Annotated in this window: 9 protein-coding genes; 5 read left to right on the forward strand and 4 right to left on the reverse strand. The window is 65.9% G+C overall.

The genetic code is table 11. The features are described from left to right. The 3 genes from AC1DJT_RS30475 to AC1DJT_RS30485 all read right to left on the reverse strand — a co-directional run. A partial coding sequence (locus tag AC1DJT_RS30475) for a hypothetical protein (protein WP_476835510.1) occupies positions 1-263 on the reverse strand: 263 nt, incomplete at its 3' end. Further along, positions 260-664 carry a hypothetical protein gene (locus AC1DJT_RS30480; protein ID WP_476835511.1) on the reverse strand — a complete coding sequence of 135 codons (405 nt, stop codon included), beginning with the start codon at positions 662-664 and terminating at the stop codon, positions 260-262. The genes AC1DJT_RS30475 and AC1DJT_RS30480, both read right to left, overlap by 4 nt. Positions 665-912: 248 nt before the next feature. After that, positions 913-1233, reverse strand: a complete 321-nt coding sequence (locus AC1DJT_RS30485; RefSeq protein ID WP_441506815.1) for a hypothetical protein — start codon at positions 1231-1233, stop codon at positions 913-915. Between the two features lie 524 nt (positions 1234-1757). Here AC1DJT_RS30485 and AC1DJT_RS30490 point away from each other — a divergent pair. Next, positions 1758-2393 carry an SGNH/GDSL hydrolase family protein gene (locus tag AC1DJT_RS30490; RefSeq protein WP_441506814.1) on the forward strand — a complete coding sequence of 212 codons (636 nt, stop codon included), beginning with the start codon at positions 1758-1760 and terminating at the stop codon, positions 2391-2393. A gap of 218 nt (positions 2394-2611) precedes the next feature. Here AC1DJT_RS30490 and AC1DJT_RS30495 read toward each other — a convergent pair whose 3' ends face one another. Beyond that, on the reverse strand, positions 2612-3502 hold the full coding sequence (locus AC1DJT_RS30495; protein WP_441506813.1) for a GntR family transcriptional regulator: 891 nt from the start codon (positions 3500-3502) through the stop codon (positions 2612-2614). Between the two features lie 439 nt (positions 3503-3941). On the opposite strand from AC1DJT_RS30495, the gene AC1DJT_RS30500 reads away from it, so the two are divergent. From AC1DJT_RS30500 to AC1DJT_RS30515, 4 genes are all read left to right on the forward strand, one after another. Beyond that, positions 3942-5492: an ABC transporter substrate-binding protein gene (locus tag AC1DJT_RS30500; protein ID WP_476835512.1), complete on the forward strand. Its 1551-nt coding sequence runs from the start codon at positions 3942-3944 to the stop codon at positions 5490-5492. A 131-nt stretch (positions 5493-5623) separates the two neighbouring features. After that, the gene (locus tag AC1DJT_RS30505; protein ID WP_476835513.1) at positions 5624-7129 is read left to right on the forward strand and encodes a serine hydrolase domain-containing protein; all 1506 of its coding nucleotides are present in this window, start codon (positions 5624-5626) and stop codon (positions 7127-7129) included. A gap of 68 nt (positions 7130-7197) precedes the next feature. Further along, positions 7198-8283, forward strand: a complete 1086-nt coding sequence (locus AC1DJT_RS30510) for an isocitrate/isopropylmalate dehydrogenase family protein (protein ID WP_476835514.1) — start codon at positions 7198-7200, stop codon at positions 8281-8283. A gap of 62 nt (positions 8284-8345) precedes the next feature. Next, positions 8346-8783, forward strand: a complete 438-nt coding sequence (locus AC1DJT_RS30515) for a cupin domain-containing protein (RefSeq protein WP_441506809.1) — start codon at positions 8346-8348, stop codon at positions 8781-8783. Positions 8784-9012: the final 229 nt, after the last annotated feature.

The following is a 9012-nucleotide window of genomic DNA, read 5'->3' on the forward strand; positions in this document are numbered from 1 at the left end:
GTGCTGACGATATCGCCGTTGATCGTGCCCGTGGCGAGGTTGTTGACGGTATTGAGCCCGTTGCCGGCAAAGGTGATTGCGGGGCCGGTTCCGCCATGGATCTGCGCGGCCGCGCCGCCGACGCCATTATTGATGGTGATGGTCTGAGCCGCGCTGGAGGCGCCGGTGCCGGCCGCGATCCCGTTGGTCGATCCGCGAACGATGCCGCTATTGTCAAACACCAGCGCGCGCGCCGACGCGCCGGCGGCAAAACTCTGGTTCACGCCGATGCCTGCGCCGCCTCCCGTCGCAGTCCCGGCAATCGTCGCACCAGCGGCATTGGCGATCCGGATGGTGAGCCCGCGTTGCCTTGCAAGAAGGACATGCCGAGCGCATTGCCGGCTCCGGCATTCGTCGCGGAGATGATGCCGAGATTGGTGAGAACGCTCGTCCCGGCCCCGGTCCCGGACGAGAAGGCCACGCCGGTGAGGGGGGTGGCAGCGCTTCCGGATGCGATGATCGAGCCGTTATTGTTGAGCAGGTTCCCGGCCGTGTTCAGCCCGAAGGTGACAGCCTGACCGGTCGCTGGTGCCTGCTGGACGGTTGCGCCCGGCGCGACCGTGATGGTGACGGGCGTGTTGGCCGGCGCCGCAAAACCATCGGCGTCCGTACCCGAGCAGGTCACGATCGCCCCGGCTCCGGGCGGATCGGGTACGCACTGTGCCTGCGCGGGCAGGGACGCGAAGAACCCGATGAGACCGGAAGCAAGGGCGGAAACAGGGCCGTGAGCGGAATGTCGCCTTGCTCCGGTCGCTCGAAGCCATCGCCCCATATGCACGGCCCGCTTGTAGCCGAGTCAGGGCATGATGAAGTTGGTTGAGCATCTAGTCGACCGGAAAAGCGACTGAGCAGCCGCCCGGTCCCCGTATCCTGTCAATACCTGCCAGGCGGAAGCTCCGGGTTCCTTCCGTTGAAGATGTCTGCTCTCAACCATTCCGGGCACAACCGAAGGGCCCCCGACTGCCGCCGCCGGTCGCAGACCTGTGCACCGAGCAGAAGCACACGCCAGAACCGGTCCGTGGCAACGCCGGCCATCATGAACGACAGGACCGCCAGCATCCGGTGCCCTTCGGCGAGCGGCGAGGCCCATGGCGCGCCCGTGAGCCAGATGAGGCCGGCAAAGCTGGCGCTGAAGCTTGCGCAGAATAACAGTGCGTAGAGCAGCAGGGACCCAAGAACGCTCTTGAAGGTCACGCGCCCTCAAGTCCCGGCGATTATGTCCCCGATCGATTCGTGCAGTTCATGAAGGCCATATGCGCGGGCGTGCGCCGGGGCGCTGCGTTCCATTTGATCTTGCCCGGGCGATGCGGATCGGCAGTTATCGAGCCACCATTGTTGAGAGCACAGTTGCAGGCGCGCATATTCTTCATGCCCCTGCATTCCGGCCTCGTCCCGCCTGACTGCGCCGACGCAGTCGAGGCCAACCCCAGCATGCCCAAGAGCACGCTGCTCACGACGATAGTCATCTTCACGGCAATCTCCCCACAGCCTGACGCAGCGTTTCACGCCGTCTTTCATGAGTCCACGGGGCAGCACGACCTTGCTCTGCCCTCGGCAGGTCCAGAGGCTCCGGGAAGGCGTTGCCTGCGTCGGTCGCCCAAGGATCGTCGACGGGCTTGATCGCGTCCGTCCCGGCGGATACGGCAACGCGTCCGGTCGGGAAGGGCAGTCGAGCCCTCCGCGGCAGCGCGGCCCCGCACTTCGCTGTGGAATGAATGATGAGCTTCACGATCCTGGCTTTCGGCGACAGCCTCACCTGGGGCTCGGACCACCTGCACGGCGGCCGCCATGCGTTCGAGGACCGATGGCCGAATGTGCTCGCGGCCGGGCTAGGGTCCGCGGCAACCGTCGTGACTGAGGGGCTGGGCGGACGAACCAGCTGTTTCGACGATCACATGTCGCCGTCTGACCGAAATGGCGCGCGGATCCTGCCGACGCTGCTCGGCAGCCATTATCCGCTCGATCTGCTCATCATCATGCTGGGCGCCAATGATCTCAAGCCGCATATCTGCGGGCGGGCCGCGGGGGCTGCCGCGGGAATCGACCGGCTMATCGAGATCGCACAGAGCTTTCCCTATGGCTGGGGCGCCGCAGCGCCCAAGATCCTGGTGGTGTCGCCGCCGATCTTCGCTGCCTCGCGCGCACCGGACGGGTTGCCCGTCGGCGGGCGCGATATCGCGGAATCCCGGCGCCTGGCACCGGAATATGACGCCGTTGCCCGACGCCGCGGCTGCAGCTTCTTCGACGCCGCCTCGGTTGCCAAGGCTTCGGTCATCGACGGCGTGCACCTGGACGCAGAGAACACCCGCAATATCGGCCAGGCGCTTGTGCCGGTCGTCGTTGCGATGATCTGACCCTCCGTGGGTGCCGCGGCTTTCCCGGAAGCCGCGACCCGGTCCTCGGGGCGGCTCTTTAGGCTCGCATCCGGCATCGGTTGACCGCGCCATGCCGCCCTCTGACGACATGGTTCTCGTGCCGCACTGACGGCCGCGCCTCATTCCCAGGAGCTGGCCGAACAGGCTGCACGGCCTGACTTCCTGGGTTCTGCTAACTTCTTCCGGACAAAAAACACTTACTGCGGGGCGGGCAGGATCATACTCCCGGTGATCTCCAGATGGCGCCTCATCAGTACGGCGGCCAGTTCCGCATCTCCTGCCTCCAGCCGCGTCAGGATCTCCATGTGCTCGCTGTGGTTGGCCCGCACGCGATCAAAGCCGTGCTTCCAGTTATAGATCGAGAAACGCCGCAGCCGGTTCTGGCGCCGCATGGCCTCGAGGAAGAAGCGGTTGCCGGAGGCCTCGGCCAGGCCCTCGTGAAATGCCGCGTTCATCTCGAAGAAGGCGACGCTGGAGGATTCGCTCCAGGGCAGGGACAGGCTTTCATCGTGCTGGCGCCGCATCTCTTCGGCAAAGCCGGGCAGGAGCGCAAATCCAGGCTCGAGAAGCGCGGCCGGCTCGATGATCAGCCTGAACCGGTAGCTCTCCCGGCGTAGTTCTGCGCTCCAGCGCGTCAGGAACCGCCAGCCATAACCCGGTTTGCGCTCCACCATCTTCAGATCGGCAAGCAGGTCGAGCGCCCTGCGGACCGTGGGGCGCACGGCATCGTAGCGCTGCATCAGCTCCGTTTCCGAGATGTCGTCGCCAAGCCTGCCATTGTCCCGGTCGGCGGCGATACGCACCAGCAGGTCGTCATCGCCGGAGCGTTCGCCGGATGCGGTCGCTTCCGCCGGCAAGGCGGCAAGCAACTCGACGCCGCGCTGCGGCCGCCGGATGACGAGCCCGCGCGTGGCCAGCAGATCAAGCGCGGCGCGCACCGGCGAGCGGGAGACGTTCAGGCGCTCGGCCAGGGTCTTCTCGTTCAGGCGGTCGCCCGGAGCGACGCCGTCGGCGCGGGCGAGATCCATGATGCGCCCGGCGAGCTCTTCCTGGAGGCGCGTGGGCTGGCGGCCGGTTTCAGTGTCCATAATGGTCATTGTATCACAAAAAACATTCTGATACGTCTCGTCAAGGCTGCGGCGGGCCCGGGCAGCCCTTGAAGGGGAGAGCTTAGCAACAATGCCGTTTTCCTCGCACTGCCCGCCGCATGAAATCGCCGGCCCGTCGCGGCAGCGCGGCCGCCCATACGGCGGGGGCACGCCGGATCGCAGCGGGCAGGGCGCCGGCCACCCGGCGATCCGGATGCCAGCCATTGGCGTCGCAGGGCGCCTGATCCGCGCGCCGAGCATTCCGGCCAGGCCGCGCATCGCGGTCTGTTCGCCGGAAACGAGGATGGAAGTGCCGCGCGCAACCGTCGGCGTCCCGAGTGAGACGGCACGATCGGCGGCCTTGAATCGATCATGCCCATGGGCCGCGGAGCGATGGCCCCGTGGAGCTGAAGCCAACTCAAGAAACGAGGGGATCAAGATGAGACTGCCCACGCTGCTGGTACTGTCCTCCGGCCTCGTGRCCGGCATCGCGAATGCCCAGGAGGCGCAGCCGCTCCGCCTTCGCCTCAACGCCGATATCCGTTCGCTCGATCCGGGCGTCAATCGCGATGCCAATACCGACGCGGTCCAGAACCATCTCTTCGAAGGGCTGGTCGCCTTCAGGGAGGATGCGAGCGTCGGTCCGCTCCTGGCGAAATCGATCAGCGTCTCCGAGGACGGCAGGACCTATACCTTCGTGCTGCGGGACGATCTCCACTTCAGCAATGGCGAGCTGGTCGGCAGCGACGACGTGCTGTTCGCCTGGAAGCGCTACACCGATCCCGCCACCGGCTGGCGCTGCCTCTCCGAGGTCGATGGGCGCGGCGCCGTGAAGGTGACGGATGTCGTCGCCAAGGACGCCAGAACCGTCACATTCACGCTTGCAAAACCCTCCGCGCTCTTCCTCGGGACCCTGGCMCGTCCCGATTGCGGCGGCACCGGCATCTACCACAGGAGCTCGCTCGGCCCCGATGGCAAATGGCTTGCGCCTGTCACGACGGCACCCTTCAAGCTCGGCGAATGGCGGCGCGGCCAGTTCATCGATCTGGTCCGCAACGACAGATATTCCGCCTTGYCGGGGGCGCGGGACGGCCTCACCGGCAACAAGTCCACCACGCTCCAAAAGCTGCGCTTCGCCATCATCCCGGATGAGTCGACGGCGAAGGCAGCCCTGCTGGCGGGCAATATCGACGTCAATTTCGATGTCCAGAACGCCGATCTGGCCGAGTACAAGGCCAATAAGGACGTCACCCTGGACTCGGCATCGGTGATGAATGTCAACGACATCCTGATTCAGACCAAGGATCCGCTGCTGTCCGATGTCCGCATCCGACGCGCCTTGCAGCTCGCCCTCGACCTGCCCGTCCTGGTCGACCAGGTCAGCGAGGGAACGGCCAAGCCCAACAACTCACCGATCCCRCCGGCGAGCGCCTATCACCGGAAGCTCCAAGCGCAGCCGATCGCGCGCGATCTCGCCACCGCCAGGAAACTTCTGGCGGAGGCGGGCTACAAGGGGCAGCCGATCAGGATGATCACCAACAAGCGCTACCAGAGCATGTTCGACCAGGCGGTGATCGCGCAGGCCATGGCCAGGGAGGCCGGAATCACGATCGATCTCGACGTGCTGGAATGGGGCGCGCAGCAGGACCGCTATCTCGCGGGGTCCTATCAATTGATGTCGCACGGCTTTTCCGCGCGGCTCGACCCGTCGCTGTCCTTCGAGATGTTCACCGGTTCCAAGGCGGAGCAGCCCCGCAAGGCCTGGGACAACCCCGAGGCGCAAAAGCTCCTTGCTCAAAGCATGGAGGTCGCCGACCCGGCGCAGCGTCAGGCGATCATCGACAGGCTCGAGGTGATGTTTCGCGAGGATGTTCCGATGATCGTGCTCTACTCGGAGGTCCGGACCAGCGCTGCCCGCTCCTATGTCTCCGGGTACAGGAGCTGGGCCATGGGGCAACCGCGAGCCTGGGGTGTCTCCATCGCCAGGTAGCCCATGCCGGGCACCGCCATGATGGCCGACAGGCCGGCGCCGGTGCCGAAGCTCATCCCCAAACTCTCTCGTCAGGCGCGGATGCCGGGCGCACCGCCCCTGACGCTCTTTCCGCTGAACAGGATTGGACCATGACTTTGACACGACTGCCGCGGGCGACGCCTTCATCGCGCGATGTCGACGCTGCCGGGATCACGCGCTTTCTCGACGCTGTGCAGCTCGCCGGCCTCGAACTGCACAGCTTCATGGTCTTCAAGGACGATGCCGTCGTTGCCGAGGCTTTCTGGAAGCCGTTCGGTCCCGACCGCCCGCATATGCAGCATTCCGCCACGAAGAGCTGGACGGCCGTCGCGGTCGGCTTCGTCCATGCCGATGKGCTGCTCGACCTCGACGACAAGGTCGTCGATTTCTTCCCCGAGCATCTGCCGGCCGAAATCAGCCCGAACCTCGCAGCGATGACGGTCAAGGACCTGCTGACCATGCGCACGGGCCACCGCACCGGCCTCTCCGGCGGCGAATGGCGCTACCTCACCGGAAGCTGGATCGAGGCGTTTCTGAACGAGCCGGTCGTCGAACGCCCCGGCACGCGCTTCGTCTACAGCAGCGGCTCCAGCTACATGCTGTCGGCCATCGTCACGAAGCTGACCGGGCAGAYCGTCAGCGACTATCTGGAACCGCGCCTGTTCCGCCCGCTCGGCATGGGGGAGATCAGCTGGGATGTCTCGCCGGAAGGCATCGGCACCGGCGGGAACGGGCTGAGCTGCTCCGCTGAGGACATGATGAAGTTCTCCGTCCTGCATCTCCAGGACGGCATGTGGAACGGCCAGCAGGTGATCCCGGCCGATTGGGTCCGGGCGACACGGCACAATCATGTCGGCGAATTCGAGATGATGTCGTTCGACGGCAAGCGCTATCGCCCGGCCGATCCCGCTGGCGTGCCCGATATCCGCCCGGGCTATGGCTACCAGTGGTGGATGACGCCCCATGGCGGCACCCGCGCCGCCGGCGTCTTCGGGCAATATTACATCCTGTTGCCCGAGCAACGCGCCGCGATCACGATCACCGCGGCCCTTCCGCTGAGCGAGAAGCGGCTTCTGAGCACGGTCTGGGCGGAGCTGTTCCCGGCCCTGACGCAGCCGGGCTCCGCGGCAGCCGACGCGGCCCTTTCGTCACGCCTGGCGACGCTGGCGATGCCGGTCGAGGCGGGAGCGCTGCAGAGCCCTCGCGCGTCCGAGATCAGCGGCCGCACCATTCGCTTCGCGCCGAATGCCAACCACGTATCGGAAGCGTCGCTGAGCTTCGCGGCAGGGCACTGCGAATTCCGTCTCGTCGACCACCGCGGCACGCACAAGATCACGCTCGGCCTCGGGCATGGCATCGAAGGCCAGACGACGATGAGCGGGCAGGACCTGCATCACGCCTACCAGCCGGACCTCATGCGGGTGATCGCAAGCGGCGTCTGGCGCGACGAGGCGACCTTCGTCATGACGTGGCGCTATGTCGAGACCGTGTTCTGCGACACCGTCATCCTCCGCATCGAGGGCGACACGATCGAGCYMGACCGCAGCGTCAACGTCAATGCCGGCCTGACGAAGCACCCGACGTTGAACGGTGCGCTGTCGCGGGCAGCAGCCTGAGACGAGCCCCCGGGGGCACCACCCGGGGGCGGATCGCGCGGCGATGAACACAACCCCACAGGTTCACGATGAAAATCCTCGTTCTTCCCGGTGACGGCATCGGACCCGAGATCACCACCGCCACCCTTGCGGTACTCGACGTTGCCGATGCGGCGCTGGCGCTCGGGCTCGATATCGAGACCCGCGAGATCGGCCTCGCCAGCCTGAGGGCGCAGGGCACGACCTTGCCGCAGGACGTCATGACCCGGATTCCCGAGGTCGACGGTGTCATCCTCGGCCCGGTTTCGCATTACGAATATCCGGCCCGCGACAAGGGCGGCATCAATCCCTCTGCCGAGCTGCGCGTCGTCTTCGAGCTCTTCGCCAATCTGCGCCCCTGCCGGTCGCGCGCGGGCCTGAGTATCCTGCGCAAGCCGATGGACCTGGTCATCGTGCGCGAGAACACCGAGGGATTCTACTCGGACCGCAACATGTTCGCCGGCGGCGGCGAGTTCATGCCCGATCCCGACATGGCGTTGTCCATCCGCAAGATCACGGCGAGATCCTCGGCCCGCATCGCGCGCGCCGCCTTCGAGCTGGCGCGTGGCCGCCGCCGCAAGGTCACCGCCGTCCACAAGGCCAATGTGGTCAAGCTGTCGGATGGCCTGTTCCTGAGCGAGGTCCGCAAGGTCGCGGAGKATTTTCCGGATGTGGAGCTGGAGGAACTGATCGTCGACGCGACGGCCGCGTTGCTCATCCGCTCGCCGGATCGCTTCGACGTGATCGTGACGACCAACATGTTCGGAGACATCCTCTCCGACGAGGCGTCCGAGCTGTCCGGCAGCCTCGGTCTCGGCGGCTCGATCAATACCGGCCATGACATCTGCGTCGCGCAGGCCCAGCACGGATCCGCGCCCGATATCGCAGGCCAGAACCTGGCGAACCCGACCTCCCTCATTCTCTCGGCTGCGATGCTGCTGGACTGGCGAGGCCGGCGCGACGCCAATGCCAAGCTGATCGCGGCCGCGGGCGCGATCGAACGCGCCGTTGATGTCGTCCTCGACGATCCAGCGACGCGCACCCGCGATATCGGCGGCACATTGGGCACGGATGCCTTCGCGGAGGCTGTGACCGCGGAATTGCGCCGGCAACTTTCGGGACGTGTCGCGGCCTGAAGCCGAACGCCGCTTGGATCGGGCCCGTCCGATCCTGAACCCAATTCATCAGGAGAGATCGCATGTCGACTAATCCGGATACGGCTCGCGCCAGGCCCGCCGTTCTTCGTCCGTCCGAGATCCCGGCGCGCCAGCGCGGCGGTGGGGCCAAAACGGTCCCGCTCGTCACGCGTCGCACGGGCTCGACCAGCTTCATCAATGGCATCACCATCTTCGAGCCGGGGGCTGCGATCCCGCTGCACAGCCACAATTGCGAAGAGAGCGTCATGCTGCTGGAAGGCGAGGCCATCGCCGAAATCGACGGTGTCGAGTACCCGATCGCGGCAGGCGACATCACCTTCATCCCCGCCGATCTGCCGCATCGGTTTCGCAACGTCTCGGCGACCGAGGGCATGAGGATCCTCTGGATCTATGCCTCGATCGACGCCACGCGAACGCTGGTCGAGACAGGCGATACGCGCTCGATCGACGATGAGCACCTGGCGCCCGTGGCAACCTGAGCAGGGAGCGTACCCAGCCGGCTGAAGGTGATCGGGACTGAGCCCTGAACCGAAGGGAGGGGGGCTGCCCCGGTCTTGGCAGAGGTTCCTGGAGGGCAATCGCTTATGTTGCGGCGATTGGAGATGCGGCACAATCTTCGCGCAGATGTGTCCCGCAAACAACGGAGGCTCAACTTTACGTTTGCCAGGTGTCGCGTGGTCTAGCGTCCCAGACTGAACTCTGTTCCAC

It is taken from the genome of Allobosea sp. 05T422_2 (assembly GCF_056396265.1).